We start from the raw sequence: 19,102 nt of genomic DNA, 5'->3' as shown, positions 1-19,102 counted from the left end.
GTGGGCTGTCATATAAGCATCACCGAACGTTCATGGCGATGACACCGGGGCTACATAGCCTGACTTTGCACAACACGGCTGCATAAAGAAAGTCGATCGGCTGCAACCCACGACGGGTTAAAGGCCCGTACGGAGATTCACATGACTCAGATCGCCCGCATCAGCGACACCGGCAATGAACGCCGCCTGCAAGCCGAACGCCTGATCGGCGCCGAGGCCTTGCAGCAAGCCCAGGCCCTGCGCTTCAACGTCTTCAGCGGCGAATTCAACGCCAAACTGAAAGGCGCGGAACTGGGTCTGGACATGGATGATTATGATGTTCACTGCAGCCACATCGGCGTGCGTGATTTGAACACCGGCCGTTTGGTCGCGACCACGCGTTTGCTTGATCACACCGCCGCCAGCAGCCTCGGCAAGTTCTACAGCGAAGAGGAATTCAGCCTGCACGGCCTCGCCCATCTGCAAGGCCCGATCCTCGAAATCGGCCGCACCTGCGTCGACCCGGCGTACCGCAACGGCGGCACCATCGCGGTGTTGTGGGGCGAGTTGGCGGAAGTATTGAATCAGGGCGGCTACAGCTATCTGATGGGTTGCGCGAGCATCCCGATGCAGGACGGCGGCATTCAGGCCCACGCGATCATGCAGCGCCTGCGCGAACGTTATCTGTGCACCGAACACCTGCGCGCCGAGCCGAAAAATCCGCTGCCGACGCTGGATATTCCATCGAACGTAATCGCCGAAATGCCGCCGCTGCTCAAGGCCTACATGCGTCTGGGTGCGAAGATCTGCGGTGAGCCGTGCTGGGACGAAGATTTTCAGGTCGCCGACGTGTTCATCCTGCTCAAGCGCGACGAACTCTGCCCGCGCTACGCCAAGCACTTCAAGGCGGCTGTGTAATGAGCCGGTTGCGGGTGTACGCGCGGATCGCGCGAGTGCTGTTGGTGGTGTCGCTGGGTTTGACCATGGCCAGCGTCTTCGGCGTATTCGAGCGAATTGGTTTGGCACATTCGATGGAACGGCGTCAGCGCTGGTCGCGCTTTTTCATGGCGCGCCTGAGTAATGCCCTGCCCTTTCGCGTGACGGTGCACGGTGAGTTGCCGAAACAGCCGATGCTGTGGGTCAGCAATCATGTGTCGTGGACTGATATTCCGCTGCTGGGGATGCTCACGCCGCTGTCGTTTCTGTCCAAGGCTGAAGTGCGCACCTGGCCTGTGGCCGGTTGGCTCGCGGCGAAGGCCGGCAGCCTGTTCATTCGTCGCGGTTCGGGCGACAGCCAGTTGATCCGCAAGCAGATGACCCGTCACCTGCAAACCGATCACGCCTTGCTGATGTTCCCGGAAGGCACCACCACCGACGGCCGTTCTTTGCGCACCTTTCATGGTCGCTTGCTGGCGGCAGCGATTGATTCCGAGGTGATGCTGCAACCGGTGGCGATCCGTTATCTGCGTGATGGAGAGATCGATGGGCTGGCGCCGTTTATTGGTGACGATGATCTGCTCTCGCACCTGATGCGCCTGTTCAGCAATGATTGCGGCGACGTTGAAGTGCACCTGCTCAAGCCGATAGCCTGTCAGGGTCGTGAGCGTGCGGCGCTGGCGTTTGAAGCGCAGCAGGCGGTGCAAAAAGCGTTGTTTGGCGAGGTGGCGAAACCGGCCGAACCGCGTCGCGCAGGTGAATTGATTGCTGCTTGAAATCCCCCCCTGTGGGAGCGAGCCTGCTCGCGAAAGCGGTGTCTCAGCCAATATAGATGCTGAATGACACGCCGCCTTCGCGAGCAGGCTCGCTCCCACATTTAGATCCTCATTGGATCAGGGTTTTGGGCGAAGTCCTGGAGTTGGGGGTAAAACAATCTGAAGTCTTCACTGAGCGGCTCATACAACCGCCGCAATTCCTGCATCGCTCCCGCCAGCTCTTCCGGCCGGGTCAGTCGCCGCGAGATCCCGCGCAACACCTGTTCCAGCACTTCAAATTCCTGATACGACCCCAACCAGTCATTGGCAACCATGTGCGGGGCGATCTTCGCCAGGCGCTCGGGCAGTTCCCGCTCGCGGGTCAGCACCCGATACACATCAGCGGTGAAAACCTCCAGCGGCTGATCGGCATACAGCCTCCAGTCCCGCGCCAGGCAATGATCGAAAAACACATCGAGCACGATCCCGGCATAACGCCGGCGGGTATCGGAAAATCGCCCCAGGGCAATGTCCACCAGCGGATGGCGATCAGTGAACACGTCAATCCGTCGATGCAATTGAATGGCCGCTTCCACCTCCGGCGCAAACTGCCCTTGCAGCCGGCCTTTGACGAAATCGCCATACAGACTGCCGAGCAGTTGCCCGGGGCGCTGGCCACCGAGGTGTAAATGTGCGAGATAGTTCATGGGCGCAGCTTAGCACTGCGACCCGCAATCCATACACCATCGTATCGTTATAACGCGATATACCAATTTATGCTGACGTCAGATCAAAATCATATTGGTGTATCGCGATCTAACGATTTATATTTCGCCACATCGCGATATAGCGTTGTACACATTGTGAGCACTCTGCCATGAACCTCGACCTCGACGAAATAATAAAAGCCCTGGCGCACCCAGTACGGCGAGACATCCTCAACTGGCTGAAAGACCCGAAGAACGAATTTCCGGAACAGTTGCACAACCACGAATACGGCATCTGCGCCGGGCAGATCGATCAACGCTGCGGCCTGTCGCAGTCGACCGTTTCTGCGCACCTCGCGACGTTGCAGCGCGCCGGTCTGATCAGCAGCCAGAAGGCCGGGCAATGGCACTTTTTCAAACGTAACGAGGACGTGATCCAGGCGTTTCTCAGCACCCTCAGTAAAGAGCTCTGACCCTTAACGTCAGCCAGCCGACAAGGAAACCTGCATGCCCCTCTCGCTACTCATCCTCGCCTTGAGCGCCTTCGCCATCGGCACCACCGAATTCGTCATCATGGGCCTGCTGCCCAATGTGGCGGCCGACCTCGGTGTGTCGATCCCCGGCGCCGGCTGGCTGGTGACCGGTTACGCCTTGGGCGTGGCGATCGGTGCGCCGTTCATGGCCATGGCCACCGCCAGACTGCCGCGTAAAGCGGCGCTGGTGGCGTTGATGGGCATCTTTATTGTCGGCAACCTGCTCTGTGCGATGGCCAGTGATTACAACGTGCTGATGTTTGCCCGGGTGATCACCGCGCTGTGCCACGGTGCGTTCTTCGGCATCGGCTCGGTAGTGGCGGCCAATCTGGTGCCGGCGAATAAACGCGCTTCGGCAGTGGCTTTGATGTTCACCGGCCTGACCCTGGCCAACGTCCTCGGTGTGCCGCTGGGCACTGCGCTGGGTCAGCAATACGGCTGGCGCTCGACCTTCTGGGCGGTGACCGTTATCGGCGTGATTGCGCTGATTGGCCTGATCCGCTTCCTGCCATCCAAGCGTGACGAAGAGAAACTCGATATGCGCGCCGAACTCGCCGCCCTTAAAGGTGCCGGGATCTGGCTGTCGCTGAGCATGACCGCGCTGTTCGCCGCATCCGTCTTCACTCTGTTCACCTACGTCGCCCCGCTGCTCGGCGAAGTCACCGGTGTGTCGCCGCGTGGCGTGACCTGGACGCTGATGCTGATCGGCCTGGGCCTGACCGTCGGCAACATCATCGGCGGCAAACTCGCCGACAAGGGCATGGCCGCCACGCTGATCGGCGTGTTCATCACCATGGCCGTGGTCTCCAGCGTGCTGACCTGGACCAGCGTCGCGCTGATCCCGACCGAAATCACCCTGTTCCTCTGGGCCACCGCGTGTTTTGCCGCCGTGCCGGCGCTGCAAGTCAACGTGGTGACCTTCGGCAAAGCCGCACCGAACCTGGTGTCGACCCTGAACATCGGCGCCTTCAACGTCGGTAACGCTCTTGGCGCCTGGGTCGGCGGCAGCGTCATCGCCCACGGTTACGGCCTGACCAGCGTGCCGCTCGCAGCCGCCGCACTGGCCGTGCTCGCCCTGCTGGTGACCCTGATTACTTTCCGTCAGAACGGCAATGCCGATCTGGCCCCGGCAACTAACTGATTAACTTTTACTTACGAGGGTTGTAGACATGGCAACTATTTTTGATCCGATCAAACTGGGTGACATCGAGCTGGCCAACCGCATCATCATGGCCCCACTGACCCGCTGCCGCGCCGACGAAGGCCGCGTGCCGAACGCGCTGATGGCGGAATACTACGTACAACGCGCGTCCGCTGGCCTGATCCTCAGCGAAGCCACGTCGGTGACGCCAATGGGCGTTGGCTATCCTGACACCCCGGGCATCTGGTCCAACGATCAAGTGCGCGGCTGGGCCAACGTGACCAAAGCCATTCACGGCGCTGGCGGCAAGATCTTCCTGCAACTGTGGCACGTCGGCCGGGTTTCCCACCCGTCGTACCTCAACGGTGAAGCGCCAGTGGCACCAAGCGCCATCCAGCCGAAAGGTCACGTCAGCCTGGTTCGTCCAATGGCCGACTATCCAACCCCACGCGCTCTGGAAACCGCTGAAATCGCCGACATCGTCGACGCCTACCGCACCGGCGCCGAAAACGCCAAAGCCGCCGGTTTCGACGGCGTGGAAATCCACGGTGCCAACGGTTACCTGCTCGACCAGTTCCTGCAAAGCAGCACCAACCAGCGCACTGACAACTACGGCGGCTCGCTGGAAAACCGTGCGCGTCTGCTGCTGGAAGTGACTGACGCGGCGATCGAAGTCTGGGGCGCCGGCCGTGTCGGTGTGCACCTGGCACCGCGCGCCGATTCCCACGACATGGGCGATGACAACCTGGCGGAAACCTTCACCTACGTCGCACGTGAACTGGGCAAACGCGGCATCGCGTTCATCTGCTCCCGTGAGAAAGAAGGTGCCGACAGCCTCGGCCCGCAACTGAAAGAAGCGTTCGGTGGCCCGTACATCGCCAACGAAAAATTCACCAAGGACAGCGCCAACGAATGGCTGGCCAGTGGCAAGGCTGACGCTGTGGCGTTTGGTGTGCCGTTTATTGCCAACCCGGATCTGCCGGCTCGTTTGAAGGCGGATGCGCCGTTGAATGATGCGCGGCCGGAGTTGTTCTACGCGAAAGGCCCGGTAGGTTATATCGACTATCCAGCGCTGTAAGCAGTAGAAACACAAAGCCCCCGACTTTTGAGAGTCGGGGGCTTTTTTGTGTTCGCCGGGAGATTGATTGCGCGGCTGAGTACGCAGCCCCTCACCCCAGCCCTCTCCCGAGGGAGAGGGGGCCGATTTGTGTAGTTTTTAAATTCGGAGTTCGACTGGGTTTTTCAGGCCGGTGTAACTTGCAAGAACACCTCGGTCAGTCCCCTCTCCCTCTGGGAGAGGGCTAGGGTGAGGGCAAGCGGCTCACACTCATTCACACAGACGACACAAATTCCCTACAAAATGCGTAGTTCGCTACGTATAAACTCCCCGCCGCAGGTCTGTGTAAAGGCAGGTCAATTGACATAACCTGTGCCAATTACGCATTTGTTTCATTTGCGCAGGCTGGGGCTCAGGCGCAGCATATCCAACCCTGTATCGACCCAACGCTCAGCCTCGGCATGCAGCTCAAAGCTGTCCGGCGCCAGCAGCCATCCATACAGAAGGCCATCGATATAGCTGTGAATGCTGATGGCCGCACGGGCAGTGTCGAGATCTTCCGGCAACTGGCCGCGATTGACCGCATTACGCAACGTCAGAGCGATGCGCTCATTGCAATCGAGACTGACGTCCCGGCGCTGCTGGCGCAAATCGCACATTTCATCGGTGAACTCGCACTTATGAAACAGAATTTCGTTGATACGCCGGGTTTTCGGGTCCAGCGCAACTTGATGAAACAAATGAATCAGCAGTTGGCGCATGCAGCCCAATGGATCGAGCTCATCTTCACTTTCGCTGGCCCTGGCCAATTCATCCAGCGGTTCACGCAGCGAATCCAGCATGGCCTGGACCAGATCGGCCTTGTTGCTGAAATGCCAGTAAATAGCGCCGCGGGTGACGCCGGCCATTGTCGCGATGTCGGCCAGCGTTGTTCGAGCGACGCCCCTTTCATAAAAGGCTTTCTCCGCCGCTTCCAGAATCTGGCTACGGGTTTCTTGAGCTTCCTCTTTGGTACGACGGACCATGACAGTAAAACCTCAAACAGGATGTTTCAGGGATGGCTGAATATCCGCTGAATAAAGAGGGGGCGATCTCTCACGGATCAGCTCCCCGGCCTACAATTTCAAACCTTGCGACGTGTTTTGTAACAGGATGGATACGACGCCAAGGTATTTACAAACAACCATGAACGTAAGTATATTCCTTAGCAAGCTACTTATCCACCCGGTATCCTTTTTTTACCCTTACACACTTCTTGTGCGCTCTTTGCGCGCCTGACCCGAGGATCTTCATGCAATTCAAGCCAGCTGTTACCGCTCTGGTCACTGCCGTCGCCCTGGCATCGCTGCTCAGCGGATGTAAAAAGGAAGAAGCGGCACCGGCCGCTCCACCGCCTCAGGTCGGCGTCGTCACCCTACAACCACAAGCGTTTACCCTCACCTCCGAGCTGCCAGGTCGCACCAGTGCGTTCCGTGTTGCGGAAGTTCGACCGCAGGTCAACGGCATCATTCTCAAGCGTCTGTTCAAGGAAGGCGGCGATGTCAAAGCCGGCCAGCAGCTGTATCAGATCGATCCGTCGGTCTATGAAGCGACCCTGAAAAGCGCCGAAGCCAACCTGCGTTCGACCAAGTCGATCTCCGATCGCTACAAGCAACTGGTCGACGAGCAGGCCGTAAGCCGTCAGGAATACGACACCGCCGTGTCCAACCGCATGGAATCGGAAGCGTCGTTGCAGAGCGCGCAGATCAACGTGCGTTACACCAAGGTTTACGCGCCGATCTCCGGGCGTATCGGCCGTTCATCGGTCACCGAAGGTGCATTGGTCAGCAACGGCCAGACCGACGCAATGGCGACGATCCAGCAACTCGATCCGATCTACGTCGACGTCACCCAGTCTTCGGTTGAACTGCTGGAATTGCGCCGCGAGCTGGAAAGCGGTCGTCTGCAAAAATCCGGTGAAAACTCGGCAGCAGTCAAACTGACCCTGGAAGACGGCAGCCAGTACAAGCTCGACGGTAAGCTGGAATTCTCCGAAGTCACGGTCGACCCGACTACCGGTTCCGTAACCCTGCGCGCGGTGTTCCCGAACCCGGATCACACCCTGCTGCCGGGCATGTTCGTCCGCGCCCAGTTGCAGGCCGGCGTCAACGCTGCGGCCATTCTGGCGCCGCAACAAGGCGTGACCCGCGACCTCAAAGGCACCCCGACCGCACTGGTCGTCGGCGCCGACAACAAGGTCGAACTGCGTCAGCTCAAGGCCAGCCGCACCGTTGGCAGCCAGTGGCTGATCGAAGACGGCTTGAAAGCGGGCGATCGTCTGATCACCGAAGGGCTGCAGTACGTGCGCCCGGGTGTTCAGGTCAACCCGTCCGAAGCCACCAATGTCGGCAACAAGAACCCGGCCCCCGCTCAGGCAGCTGACAAAGCCGCCGGCGGCAAAGGGGAGTAATCCATGTCAAAATTCTTCATCGACCGTCCGATTTTCGCCTGGGTAATTGCCCTGGTGATCATGCTGGTCGGGGCACTTTCGATCCTGAAATTGCCGATCAACCAGTACCCGAGCATTGCGCCGCCGGCCATTGCGATCTCCGTGACCTACCCGGGCGCTTCGGCGCAAACCGTGCAGGACACCGTGGTCCAGGTGATCGAGCAGCAGCTCAACGGTATCGACAACCTGCGTTATGTGTCCTCGGAAAGTAACTCCGACGGCAGCATGACCATCACCGCGACCTTCGAACAAGGCACCAACTCCGACACCGCGCAGGTGCAGGTTCAGAACAAGCTGAACCTCGCGACCCCGCTGTTGCCGCAGGAAGTGCAGCAACAAGGTATCCGCGTGACCAAGGCAGTGAAAAACTTCCTCTTGGTGATCGGCGTGGTATCGCGTGACGGCAGCATGACCAAGGACGACTTGTCCAACTACATCGTGTCGAACATGCAGGACCCGATTTCGCGGACCGCCGGTGTCGGTGACTTCCAGGTCTTCGGTGCCCAATACGCGATGCGCATCTGGCTCGACCCGGCCAAGTTGAACAAGTACAACCTGACCCCGGGCGATGTCAGCACCGCGATCTCGGCACAGAACGTCCAGGTGTCTTCCGGTCAGCTCGGCGGTTTGCCGGCGTTGCCGGGCCAGCAGTTGAACGCGACGATCATCGGCAAGACCCGTCTGCAGACTGCCGAGCAGTTCAAGGCGATTCTGCTGAAGGTTAACCAGGACGGCTCGCAAGTGCGTGTCGGCGACGTCGCTGACGTCGGTCTGGGCGGTGAGAACTCGAGCATTTCCGCGCAGTTCAACGGCAGCCCGGCTTCTGGTCTGGCGGTAAAACTGGCCAACGGTGCCAACGCCCTCGACACCGCCAAGGCGCTGCGCAAGACGATTGACGACCTCAAGCCGTTCTTCCCGCAAGGCATGGAAGTGGTGTTCCCGTACGACACCACCCCGGTGGTGACCGAGTCGATCAAAGGTGTGGTTGAAACCCTGGTCGAAGCGATCGTGCTGGTGTTCCTGGTGATGTTCCTGTTCCTGCAGAACTTCCGCGCCACCGTCATCACCACGATGACTGTGCCGGTGGTATTGCTGGGTACATTCGGCATCCTCGCGGCGTTCGGTTTCAGCATCAACACCCTGACCATGTTCGGCATGGTGCTGGCCATCGGTTTGCTGGTGGACGACGCCATCGTGGTGGTGGAAAACGTCGAGCGGGTGATGAGCGAAGAAGGCTTGTCACCGAAGGAAGCGACCAAGAAGTCCATGGGCCAGATCCAGGGCGCACTGGTCGGTATCGCGCTGGTGCTGTCGGCGGTACTGTTGCCGATGGCGTTCTTCAGCGGTTCCACCGGTGTGATCTACAAGCAGTTCTCGATCACCATCGTTTCGGCCATGGCCCTGTCGGTTCTGGTTGCGCTGATCTTCACCCCGGCGCTGTGCGCCACCATGCTCAAGGCGATTCCGAAAGGCGAGCATGGCACGCCGAAGAAGGGTTTCTTTGGCTGGTTCAACCGCAATTTCGACCGTGGTGTGCAGAGCTACGAGCGCGGTGTCGGCAACATGCTGTCGCGCAAAGCGCCGTACCTGCTGGCTTATCTGCTGATCGTGGTCGGCATGATCTGGCTGTTTACCCGCATTCCAACCGCGTTCCTGCCGGAAGAAGACCAAGGCGTACTGTTCGCCCAGGTGCAGACCCCGGCCGGTTCGAGTGCCGAGCGTACTCAGGTGGTGATCGACGAAATGCGCAGCTACCTGCTGGATAAAGAAGCAGGCGCGGTGTCCTCGGTGTTCACCGTGAACGGCTTCAACTTCGCCGGTCGCGGTCAGAGCTCTGGCCTGGCGTTCATCATGCTCAAGCCGTGGGACGAGCGTAACTCGGACAACAGCGTGTTTGCCCTGGCCCAACGTGCCCAGCAACACTTCTTCAGTTTCCGCGATGCCATGGTGTTCGCTTTCGCCCCGCCTGCGGTACTGGAGTTGGGTAACGCCACCGGTTTCGACGTGTTCCTGCAGGACCGCGCCGGTATCGGGCACGAAAAGCTGATGGAAGCGCGTAACCAGTTCCTCGGCCTCGCCGCTCAGAGCAAGGTGCTCTATCAGGTGCGTCCGAACGGCCTGAACGATGAACCGCAATACCACCTGGAAATCGACGACGAGAAAGCCCAGGCCCTTGGCTTGAGCCTCACCGACATCAACAGCACGCTGTCGATCTCCTTCGGTAGTAGCTACGTCAACGACTTCATCGACCGTGGTCGTGTGAAGAAGGTTTACGTGCAAGGTCAGGCCGGTGCTCGCATGAGCCCTGAAGACTTGAAGAAATGGTACGTGCGCAACAACGCCGGGACCATGGTGCCGTTCTCCGCGTTCGCCAAAGGCGAGTGGATCTACGGTTCGCCGAAGCTGGCCCGTTACAACGGCGTAGAAGCGATGGAAGTGCTCGGTTCGCCAGCGCCGGGTTATTCCACCGGTGAAGCGATGGCCGAAGTCGAAGCGATTGCCAAGAAGCTGCCGGCGGGTGTCGGTATCTCCTGGACCGGTCTGTCCTATGAGGAACGTCTGTCGGGTTCGCAAGCGCCCGCGCTGTACGCTCTGTCGCTGCTGATGGTGTTCCTGTGTCTGGCGGCGTTGTACGAGAGCTGGTCGATTCCGATCGCGGTTATGCTCGTGGTGCCACTGGGGATCATCGGTGCGCTGCTGGCCACCAGCCTGCGCGGTCTGTCCAACGACGTTTACTTCCAGGTGGGCCTGTTGACGACCATCGGTCTGGCGGCTAAAAACGCCATTCTGATCGTCGAATTCGCCAAGGAACTGCATGAACAGGGACGCAGCCTGCGTGATGCGGCGATCGAAGCCTGCCGCATGCGTCTGCGCCCGATCATCATGACCTCGCTGGCCTTCGTCCTCGGTGTTGTACCGTTGGCGATCTCCACTGGCGCAGGTTCAGGCAGTCAACATGCGATCGGTACCGGCGTGATTGGCGGTATGCTCACGGCCACGATCCTGGCGATCTTCTGGGTCCCACTGTTCTTCGTTACGGTTTCGTCCATCGGCCAGCGTAAGATCGCTGACGAGGATGAAGCGACTGAAACTCCTAAAGAGGCTGGCCAATGAGCAAGTCGCTACTCTCCATCGCAGTCGCCGCCTTCGTGCTGAGCGGTTGCTCGCTGATACCTGACTATCAGCAGCCTGAGGCTCCGGTCGCAGGCCAGTTCCCGCAGGGGCCGGCGTACTCGCCGGCCCAGGCTCCGGCGCAGGCCGCTGCCGAGCAGGGCTGGAAGCAGTTTTTCCATGATCCGGCGCTGCAACAGCTGATCCAGGTGTCCCTGGAAAACAACCGCGACCTGCGTGTCGCGGCGCTGAACATCGACGCTTACGCGGCTCAATACCGCATCCAGCGTGCTGACCTGTTCCCGGCGGTCTCGGCCAATGCCAGCGGCAGCCGTCAGCGGGTTCCGGCCCGTGCCTCGCAGACCGGTGAGTCGAGCATCACCAGCTCCTACTCCGCCACCGTCGGCATCAGCGCTTACGAACTCGACCTGTTCGGTCGCGTTCGCAGCCTGAGCGAACAAGCGTTGCAACAATACTTCGCCACTGAAGAAGCACGCCGCAGCACCCAGATCAGTCTGGTCGCCAGCGTCGCCAATGCTTACCTGACCTGGCAAGCGGACAAGGAGCTGCTCAAGCTGACCCAAGACACCCTCGGTGCCTTCGAAGAAAGCTACAAGCTGACCAGCCGCAGCAACGAAGTCGGTGTCGCTTCGGCATTGGACCTGGCGCAGTCGCGCACCTCGGTGGAAAACGCTCGTGCACAACTGGCGCGTTACACCCGCCAGGTCGCGCAGGACGAAAACAGCCTGACTCTGCTGCTCGGCACCGGTATTCCGGCCAATCTGCAAGCGGCCAAACCGCTGGCGGATGACCTGCTCAGCGACGTACCGCCGGGTCTGCCTTCGGATCTGCTGCAACGTCGTCCGGACATCCTGCAAGCGGAATACAACCTGAAAGCGGCCAACGCCAACATCGGCGCCGCCCGTGCAGCGTTCTTCCCGAGCATCAGCCTGACCGCCAACGCGGGCAGCCTGAGCCCGGATCTGTCCGGCCTGTTCAAGGGTGGTTCGGGAACGTGGCTGTTCCAGCCGCAGATCAACCTGCCGATCTTCAACGCCGGCAGCCTGCGCGCCAGCCTCGACTACGCCAAGATCCAGAAGGACATTGGCGTGGCGAACTACGAGAAGTCCATTCAAACGGCCTTCCAGGAAGTCGCCGACGGCCTGGCCGCCCGCCAGACCTACACCGAGCAGTTGCAAGCGCAGCGTGACTTCGTGCAGGCCAACCAGGATTACTACCGTCTGGCCGAACGTCGCTACCGCATCGGTGTCGACAGCAACCTGACCTTCCTCGATGCCCAGCGTCAGCTGTTCAGCGCGCAACAAGCGCTGATCACCGACCGCCTCGCGCAGCTGACCAGTGCGGTCAACCTGTACAAGGCGTTGGGCGGTGGCTGGAATGCGCAGACCGCGCAGAACGAACCGCTGAAAGAAGAAGCACCGAAGATGAAGTTGTTCTGATCATCATCAGGTGAAAACAGGAAGCCCACCGATTGGTGGGCTTTTTGTTGCCTGTCAGAAAGTTGTTTTTTCTGGGCTGACCCCTTCGCGAGCAGGCTCGCTCCCACAGGGGATCGCATTCCAAATGTGGGAGCGAGCCTGCTCGCGAAGAGGCCCTCACAGACACCATAAAATCCGACTTAATCTTGCGTTCGATAATCGCCCAAAACCCGCTTTTCCCAATTGAATCAGAACATCCGCCCCCCGCACCATTCGATCAACAAAACCAATAACAACAGGTTCGACACCATGCTCCCGCGCCCTGCTCCGACCGGCTGATCGCCGTCGCTTCACCCCCTGAATTCATCGCATTTCTGCACCGTAAAAAACGGCCGCAGCGCACCCGTTCGCCTTAAAAAAACAAGAGAGACCCGAGCCCATGACAGCTTCCCCTGCGCCTTACGCATTTCCCGGCCTGATCGCCCTGGCTCTAGCCAGCGCGGCGCTGCCCGCTATCGCTGAAGAAGCCGGTTTTATCGAAGGGGCCAAGGTCAACCTGAACCTGCGCAACTTCTACATCAACCGCAATTTCACCAATCCAACCAAAGCTCAGGGCAAGGCCGAAGAGTGGACGCAGAGCTTCATCCTCGACGCAAAATCCGGCTTCACCCAAGGCACCGTCGGCTTCGGCATGGACGTGCTCGGCCTGTATTCGGTAAAGCTTGATGGCGGTAAAGGCACCGGCGGCACGGCGTTGCTGCCGCTGGATCACGACGGCCGCCCGGCGGATAACTTCGGCCGCACCAACGTCGCCTTCAAGGCCAAACTCTCGCAGACCGAAGTGAAGGTCGGCGAGTGGATGCCTGTGTTGCCGATCCTGCGTTCGGACGACGGCCGCTCGCTGCCGCAAACCTTCCGAGGCGGGCAGATCACCTCGAAGGAAATCGACGGACTGACCCTCTACGGCGGCCAGTTCCGCGCCAACAGCCCGCGCGACGACAGCAGCATGAGCGACATGTCGATGACCGGCAAAGCGGCGTTCACCTCTGATCGCTTCAACTTCCAGGGCGGTGAATACGTTTTCAACGAAAAACGCACACAGATCGGCCTGTGGAATGCCGAACTCAAAGACATCTACAGCCAGCAATACGTCAACCTGATCCACAGCCAGCCGCTGGGCGACTGGACGCTGGGCGCCAACCTCGGATTCTTCTATGGCAAGGACGATGGTAGCGCCCGTGCTGGAGACCTCGACAACAAAACCTGGTCGGGTATGTTTTCCGCGAAGTACGGGGGCAACACCTTCTACGTCGGCCTGCAGAAACTCACCGGCGACAGCGCCTGGATGCGCGTCAACGGCACCAGCGGCGGCACACTGGCCAACGACAGCTACAACGCCAGTTATGACAATGCGCAGGAACGCTCCTGGCAAGTGCGCCATGACTACAACTTCGTGGCATTGGGCATCCCCGGCCTGACCCTGATGAACCGCTATATCAGCGGCGACAATGTGCACACCGGGACGATCACCGACGGCAAGGAATGGGGCCGCGAATCGGAACTGGGCTACACCGTGCAGAGCGGCGCATTGAAGGATCTCAACGTCAGATGGCGCAACTCGACCATGCGCCGGGATTTCAGCAACAACGAGTTCGACGAGAACCGCTTGATCGTCAGCTACCCGATCAGCCTCCTCTAAACACTGATATTCCCCTGTGGGAGCGAGCCTGCTCGCGAAGAGGGCTTAACATTCAACAGAGATGTTGACTGATACACCGCCTTCGCGAGCAGGCTCGCTCCCACATTTGATCTCCTACAGGCAGTTATCGCCATTGGTCAGGAGAAGTGGCACTTTGCCGGCCGGCAGGTACAGTGACAAAACCTGAAGGAATCAGGTGCTTCACCTTTCCGCTTCCGTCGTCGTAGTCGGTCCTCAAGCTGGGAGCCAGGTTGTCATCGGAAGACACCAACGATCACCGGAGGACCACCTCAATGATCTCTCGTCTCGCAACACCCGACTGGGACGCCAAGGCGTACCAGCAGTTTTTCCGTCTCAGGCAACGCCCGGTCAATGAATTGCTCGACCGTGTCGACTTGCAAAACCCTCAACGCATTTACGACCTCGGCTGCGGCACCGGCATTGCCACGCAGTTGTTGGCCGAACGCTGGCCGAGCGCGCAGTTGCAGGGCGTCGACAGCTCCACGCAGATGCTCGATGAAGCGCGCTGCCTGCCGATCCGGGCGCAGTGGAAGTGTTGCGATCTGCTCGAATGGCAACCGGAGCAGCCGGCGGACCTGCTGCTCGCTGCCGCGGTACTGCACTTTATCGGGGGCCATGAAACGCTGCTGCCGCACCTGCTCGGTTATCTGAGTCCCGGCGGTTGTCTCGCGGCGCACATGCCAGACTGGCGCGATGCGCTGTGGTATCGACTGATGCTCGACACCCTCGAAGACGGCGGCCCCGGCGGCACGCCGATGGGCACACCTGAGCTGCGTCAGCGCATGGCGGCGCGGCCGTTGTTGGCACTGGAGGATTACTACAGGTTGCTCGCGCCGCTGACCTCGTCGCTGGATATCTGGGAGACCGAGCAGTTGCAGGTAGTCGACGGCAAATCACCAGTGTATGACTGGGTGAAGGTCTCGGCGCTACGGCCGGTGATGCAGGCGCTGAGTCCAGAGGAACAGACGCGGTTTATTTATCACTACCTGATGCGGGTGCATGAGCATTATCCGCAGGAGGGGGATGGGCATACGTTGTTTGCGTTCAAGCGGATATTTATTGTTGCCAGGGTTTGAGTGAGTTGTGCTGATTGATGCGCAACGGCGTCTGCCCCCTTCGCGAGCAGGCTCGCTCCCACATTGGAATGCATTTCCCTGTGGGAGCGAGCCTGCTCGCGAAGACGTCGGATCGGTCAACCTTTATTCCCGGGATTCAACACCCAGTTCATCCCACACCGATTCGGCCAGATGAAACGTCGCATTCGCCGCAGGAATCCCACAGTAAATTGCACTCTGCATGATCACTTCCTTGATCTCGCCCCGGCTCACACCATTATTAGCCGCCGCACGCAGATGCAGTTTCAGCTCACCCTCGCGGTTCATGCCGATCAGCATCGCGATAGTGATCAAACTGCGCGTATGCCGAGGCAAGCCCGGACGCGTCCAGATATCACCCCAGGCATGCCGGGTGATCATCTCCTGAAACTCCGAGTTGAACTCGGTCAACGTGGTCAGGCTGCGATCGACATGCGCATCACCGAGCACCGCGCGGCGCACTTGCATGCCTTCGTCGTAACGTTGTTTCTCGTCCACGAAAATCCCCTTATCAGGCGTTTAGAAACGCCAACACGCGATCACTGAAATCCGCGCCAGCCTGCACGTTGGACAGGTGCGCCGCATAGAACTCGGCGTATTCGGCACCGCGTACATGTTCCTGAATAAAGTGCCCACCGGACGGCGGCGTCACCGCATCTTCAGTACCGGCAATCACCAGTAACGGCACATTGATCGACGCCAGTTGCTCACGGAAATCGGCATCACGCACCGCCGCGCAGTTGGCCGCATAACCTTGTGGCGAGGTGGCCGCGAGCATGTCGGTAATCTGCTTGGCCGCCGCCGGATGAGCAGCCGAAAAGTCCGGGGTAAACCAGCGGGCAATCGAAGCATCACGCAGGGCCACCATCGCCGCCGCGCCATCGCGCAGCACGGTTTCGATGCGTGGGTTCCACACCGACGGATCGCCGATTTTAGCTGCGGTGTTGCAGACGACCAGCTTGTTCAGACGATGCCCGGCATTGATGCCCAGCCACTGGCCGATCAGGCCGCCCATCGACAATCCGCAGAAATGCGCGCGCTCAATGTGCAGTGCATCCAGCAAACCGAGCACGTCATAACCCAGTTGCTCGATGCTGTAAGGCCCCGGCGTCACCAGCGATTGGCCATGGCCACGGGTGTCGAAACGCAGCACGCGAAAGTGCTCGGTGAACGCTGGCATCTGCGCGTGCCACATGTGCAGATCAGTGCCCAGCGAGTTGGACAGTACCAGCACCGGCGCATCGACCGGGCCTTCAATTTGATAGTGCAGTTCGCCATCGGCGAGTTGAACGAAAGCCACAGCCCTCTCCTTTCAGTCAGACAATGCGTTGTGTTCGGCCACCGCGCGCTCGACCCAGACTTGCGCCTGACCGAGGTAATGGGCGGGGTTCAAAAGATGATCGAGTTCAGCGCTGCTCAACTCGGCGGTGACTTGCGGTTCGTCACCGAGTACGGCGCGCAAATGGCGCTGCTCGGCCACCGCGCGTTTGCAGCATTGTTCAAGCAGATGATGCGCGGTGTCGCGGCCGACACGCTGGGCGAGGACGATGCTGACGGCTTCGGCCAACACCAGCCCCTGAGTCAATTCGAGGTTTCGGCCCATGCGCTCGGCATCCACTTCCAGGCCATCGGCGAGTAACCGAGCCTGTTGCAGCGAACCCGAAACGAGGCAGCAAATCTCCGGCAAGGTTTCCCATTCGGCATGCCACAGACCCAGGCTGCGTTCGTGTTCCTGGGGCATCGCGCTGAACAGCGTCGAGACCAGCCCCGGCACCCGCATCGCTGCGCCGATCAACACCGCCGCGCCGACCGGATTGCGCTTGTGCGGCATGGTTGACGAACCGCCCTTGCCCGGCGCCGACGGCTCGAAAACCTCGGCGGCTTCGGTCTGCATCAACAGGCTGATGTCGCGGCCGAATTTGCCGAGGCTGCCGGCGATCAAACCAAGCACCGCGCCAAACTCGACCACGCGATCGCGCTGGGTGTGCCACGGTTGTTCCGGCAAGGTCAGTTGCAGCTCTTCGGCCAGTGCTTCGGCAATTGGCAGGGCTTGTTCGCCCAAGGCTGCGAGCGTCCCGGATGCACCGCCAAACTGCAGCACCATTAAACGCGGCTTGAGTTCGCGTAGACGCTGACGACTGCGAGTAACAGCGCCCAGCCATCCGGCGATTTTCATGCCGAGGGTGACCGGCGTCGCGTGTTGCAGCCAGGTGCGTCCGGCCAGCGGCGTTGCAGCATGGCGTTGGGCTTGAACAGCGAGAGAGTCAGCCAGTTGCGCCAGATCGTCTTCGATCAACACCAATGCCTGACGCAATTGCAGCACCAACCCGGAATCCATCACGTCCTGACTGGTCGCACCCAAATGCACGTAACGTTCGGCTTCAGCGTCGCGGGCAGCAATCTGCTTGCCCAACGCCTTGACCAGCGGAATCGCCGAATTACCGGCCGTGGCAATCGCCTCGCCCAGCGCCGCAAAGTCATACAACCCCGCGTTACACGCCGCAGCAATCGGTGCGACAGCCGCAGAAGGAATCAACCCGACCCGCGCCTCGGCCCGGGCCAGCGCCGCCTCGAAGTCGAGCATCGCCTGCACGCGGCCCTGATCGCAGAACACTTCGCGCATATCGCGGGCAGTGAAGTAGGCATCGAACAATTGATTGCCCGGTCGCTGAGTCATAAACAGTCCTTGCCGGCGCCGGCCATCACGGCCCGCGCACTTCGGGTTAGAGATCGTGGTGCAAATACGCCGCCTGTTTCGGCAGGCGCAGGCTGAACAGGAAGGCGATCGCCATCATCGCCGTCACGTACCAGTAGAAGGAGTTTTCCATACCGATGTTCTTCAGGCTCAGGGCGACGAATTCCGCCGAGCCGCCGAAGATCGCGTTCGCCACCGCATAAGCCAGACCGACGCCGAGGGCGCGGACTTCCGGCGGGAACATTTCGGCTTTCACCAGGCCACTGATCGAGGTGTAGAAACTGACAATCGCCAATGCCACAGTGATCAACACAAATGCGAGGAACGGGCTGCTGACGCTTTTCAGGCTCAACAGAATCGGCACGGTGAACAGCGTGCCGAGTGCGCCGAACCAGAGCATCGAATTACGGCGGCCAATCTTGTCAGCGAGCATGCCGAACAGCGGCTGCATGCACATATACAGGAACAACGCACCGGTCATGATGTAGCTGGCGGTCTTGGCGTGCATGCCGGCGGTGTTCACCAGGTACTTCTGCATGTAGGTGGTGAAGGTGTAGAAAATCAGCGAGCCACCGGCGGTGTAACCGAGCACGGTGATGAACGCGGCTTTGTGATCGCGGAACAGCGCGGCGATGCTGCCGGCGTCTTTGTGCGCGCGGGTTTCCTTGTTGGTGGTTTCTTTCAAGCTGCGACGCAGGAACAGCGAAATCAGTGCCGCCACCGCACCGACCACAAACGGAATCCGCCAGCCGTAGGCGCGCAGGTCTTCTTCGGTGAGGAATTGCTGCAGGACCACTACCAGCGACACCGCCAGCAGTTGCCCGCCAATCAACGTCACGTACTGGAACGAGGCGAAAAATCCGCGCTGGCCCTTGAGTGCAACTTCGCTCATGTAGGTCGCGGTGGTGCCGTACTCGCCACCGACCGACAGGCCTTGCAGCAAGCGGGCGAACAACAGCAGGACTGGCGCCCAGACGCCGATGTCCTTGTACGTCGGCAGGCAGGCAATCAGCAACGAGCCAAAGCACATCATCAGAATCGAGATGAGCATCGAATTCTTGCGGCCGTGCTTGTCGGCCACGCGACCGAAAATCCAGCCACCAATCGGGCGCATCAGGAAGCCGGCGGCGAACACGCCAGCGGTGTTGACCAGTTGCACCGTCGGGTTGTCGGAGGGGAAAAACGCCGGGGCGAAATAGATCGCGCAGAAGGCATAGACGTAGAAGTCGAACCATTCGACGAGGTTGCCGGATGAGGCGCCGACAATGGCAAAGATGCGCTTGCTGCGCTCTTCGCCGGTGTAATGGGAGGTGGTAGTTGTCATTGTTTTTCACTCGATAGGGACAGTGAGAGTCTAGACATACTTTGCAACAGTCCCGTTCCACAGTTCCATCAGCAACACAGTTCTCACCTGTGGGAGCGAGCCTGCTCGCGAAGAGGGAGTGTC

16 protein-coding genes are annotated in these 19,102 nt (G+C 60.1%); 10 read left to right on the top strand and 6 right to left on the bottom strand.

Annotated features, from left to right (window positions below; all coding sequences use genetic code 11):
- Positions 1–141 precede the first annotated feature (141 nt).
- Entirely contained in the window at positions 142–897 is a 756-nt protein-coding gene (gene olsB, locus HU718_RS07630) for an L-ornithine N(alpha)-acyltransferase (protein ID WP_007916280.1), read from the top strand.
- The gene (locus tag HU718_RS07625) at positions 897–1,691 is read left to right on the top strand and encodes a lysophospholipid acyltransferase family protein (protein ID WP_175555137.1); all 795 of its coding nucleotides are present in this window, start codon (positions 897–899) and stop codon (positions 1,689–1,691) included. The genes olsB and HU718_RS07625 overlap by 1 nt, the downstream gene beginning before the upstream one ends.
- 101 nt (positions 1,692–1,792) lie before the next feature.
- Here HU718_RS07625 and HU718_RS07620 read toward each other — a convergent pair whose 3' ends face one another.
- The gene (locus tag HU718_RS07620; protein ID WP_186612619.1) at positions 1,793–2,377 is read right to left on the bottom strand and encodes an acyl carrier protein phosphodiesterase; all 585 of its coding nucleotides are present in this window, start codon (positions 2,375–2,377) and stop codon (positions 1,793–1,795) included.
- 170 nt (positions 2,378–2,547) lie between these two features.
- Between HU718_RS07620 and HU718_RS07615 the strand changes: the two genes are divergently transcribed.
- From HU718_RS07615 to HU718_RS07605, 3 genes are read left to right on the top strand one after another with little or no spacing between them, the layout of a single operon-like run.
- Positions 2,548–2,850 (top strand): ArsR/SmtB family transcription factor, encoded by a 303-nt coding sequence (locus HU718_RS07615; RefSeq protein WP_007917068.1) that lies wholly within the window; start codon positions 2,548–2,550, stop codon positions 2,848–2,850.
- 34 nt (positions 2,851–2,884) lie between these two features.
- On the top strand, positions 2,885–4,051 hold the full coding sequence (locus HU718_RS07610; protein ID WP_186612617.1) for an MFS transporter: 1,167 nt from the start codon (positions 2,885–2,887) through the stop codon (positions 4,049–4,051).
- Positions 4,052–4,079: 28 nt separating this feature from the next.
- The gene (locus tag HU718_RS07605; RefSeq protein WP_102902717.1) at positions 4,080–5,129 is read left to right on the top strand and encodes an alkene reductase; all 1,050 of its coding nucleotides are present in this window, start codon (positions 4,080–4,082) and stop codon (positions 5,127–5,129) included.
- Between the two features lie 371 nt (positions 5,130–5,500).
- On the opposite strand, the gene emhR is transcribed toward HU718_RS07605, so the two are convergent.
- The gene (gene emhR, locus HU718_RS07600; protein WP_016982806.1) at positions 5,501–6,133 is read right to left on the bottom strand and encodes an efflux system transcriptional repressor EmhR; all 633 of its coding nucleotides are present in this window, start codon (positions 6,131–6,133) and stop codon (positions 5,501–5,503) included.
- A gap of 266 nt (positions 6,134–6,399) precedes the next feature.
- On the opposite strand from emhR, the gene HU718_RS07595 reads away from it, so the two are divergent.
- The 5 genes from HU718_RS07595 (at position 6,400) to HU718_RS07575 (ending at position 14,942) form a co-directional block, all read left to right on the top strand.
- Positions 6,400–7,557 (top strand): efflux RND transporter periplasmic adaptor subunit, encoded by a 1,158-nt coding sequence (locus HU718_RS07595; RefSeq protein ID WP_102902716.1) that lies wholly within the window; start codon positions 6,400–6,402, stop codon positions 7,555–7,557.
- A gap of 3 nt (positions 7,558–7,560) precedes the next feature.
- Positions 7,561–10,710, top strand: a complete 3,150-nt coding sequence (gene emhB, locus HU718_RS07590) for an efflux RND transporter permease subunit EmhB (protein ID WP_016982808.1) — start codon at positions 7,561–7,563, stop codon at positions 10,708–10,710.
- Positions 10,707–12,167, top strand: a complete 1,461-nt coding sequence (emhC, locus tag HU718_RS07585; protein WP_186612615.1) for an efflux RND transporter outer membrane subunit EmhC — start codon at positions 10,707–10,709, stop codon at positions 12,165–12,167. Before emhB ends, emhC begins: the two co-directional genes overlap by 4 nt.
- A gap of 418 nt (positions 12,168–12,585) precedes the next feature.
- A complete protein-coding gene (locus HU718_RS07580) occupies positions 12,586–13,845 on the top strand; it encodes an OprD family porin (RefSeq protein WP_186612614.1) in 1,260 nt (419 codons plus the stop codon).
- A gap of 293 nt (positions 13,846–14,138) precedes the next feature.
- Positions 14,139–14,942, top strand: a complete 804-nt coding sequence (locus HU718_RS07575) for a methyltransferase domain-containing protein (RefSeq protein ID WP_186612612.1) — start codon at positions 14,139–14,141, stop codon at positions 14,940–14,942.
- A gap of 123 nt (positions 14,943–15,065) precedes the next feature.
- Here the strand turns inward: HU718_RS07575 and pcaC are convergent, their stop codons facing one another.
- Genes pcaC through HU718_RS07555 form a run of 4 tightly spaced genes read right to left on the bottom strand, consistent with a single transcriptional unit; the run spans position 15,066 to position 18,979 of the window.
- Entirely contained in the window at positions 15,066–15,458 is a 393-nt protein-coding gene (gene pcaC / locus HU718_RS07570; protein ID WP_007917093.1) for a 4-carboxymuconolactone decarboxylase, read from the bottom strand.
- 13 nt (positions 15,459–15,471) lie between these two features.
- Positions 15,472–16,260 carry a 3-oxoadipate enol-lactonase gene (gene pcaD / locus HU718_RS07565; protein ID WP_186612610.1) on the bottom strand — a complete coding sequence of 263 codons (789 nt, stop codon included), beginning with the start codon at positions 16,258–16,260 and terminating at the stop codon, positions 15,472–15,474.
- 12 nt (positions 16,261–16,272) lie between these two features.
- A complete protein-coding gene (locus tag HU718_RS07560; protein WP_150730690.1) occupies positions 16,273–17,637 on the bottom strand; it encodes a 3-carboxy-cis,cis-muconate cycloisomerase in 1,365 nt (454 codons plus the stop codon).
- A 46-nt stretch (positions 17,638–17,683) separates the two neighbouring features.
- On the bottom strand, positions 17,684–18,979 hold the full coding sequence (locus tag HU718_RS07555) for an MFS family transporter (protein ID WP_150730691.1): 1,296 nt from the start codon (positions 18,977–18,979) through the stop codon (positions 17,684–17,686).
- Between the last annotated feature and the right edge of the window lie 123 nt (positions 18,980–19,102).

Origin of the sequence: Pseudomonas tensinigenes (assembly GCF_014268445.2) — a bacterium.
Taxonomy (GTDB): domain Bacteria; phylum Pseudomonadota; class Gammaproteobacteria; order Pseudomonadales; family Pseudomonadaceae; genus Aquipseudomonas; species Aquipseudomonas tensinigenes.
Note: the sequence above shows the minus strand (reverse complement) of the source record. Positions and strands in the feature narration are given on the sequence as shown.